The sequence below is a fragment of the Streptomyces pyxinae genome, from assembly GCF_024756275.1.
GTDB lineage: Bacteria > Actinomycetota > Actinomycetes > Streptomycetales > Streptomycetaceae > Streptomyces > Streptomyces pyxinae.
This window is the reverse complement of the sequence record NZ_JANUGQ010000074.1, coordinates 1-422: the sequence shown is the minus strand read 5'-3', so window position 1 is coordinate 422 and position 422 is coordinate 1. Positions and strand designations below refer to the sequence as shown.

The 422-nt window shown below is 65.9% G+C and carries 1 protein-coding gene; it reads right to left on the bottom strand.

Annotation, left to right across the window (positions count from 1 at the left end):
• The coding region (locus NX801_RS30635; RefSeq protein ID WP_258791233.1) for a vitamin K epoxide reductase family protein at positions 1–422 on the bottom strand (422 nt) is incomplete at both ends.

Sequence of the window (422 nt, the reverse complement as noted above, 5' to 3'; positions counted from 1 at the left end):
GTGGCGGACGTTGTGGGAGGTCACGTACCAGAACATCAGGATCGTGGCCACCCAGGCCAGGTTGCACCACAGGCACAGCGCGTTGATCTCGTACAGCGACTGATAGGTCAGCCAGGCGCAGAAGCCGACCCCGAACAGCGTGCCCGCGTTCAGCCCCAGCCAGTACCAGCGCGAGAACCGCGCCCCCGCCAGCAGCGCCACCCCGATCGCCACCACCATCCCGTACGTCACCAGGCCCAGCATCGGATTGGGAAACCCGAACACCTCCGCCTGCGCGCTCTTCATCACACTGCCGCACGAGACCACCGGATTCAGACTGCACCCCGGCGTGAACGACGGATCCTCCAGCAACCGGAACTTGTCCAGCGTGATCACCCACGACGCCAGCAACCCCGCCGCACCCGTCACCACCAGAAGCCACG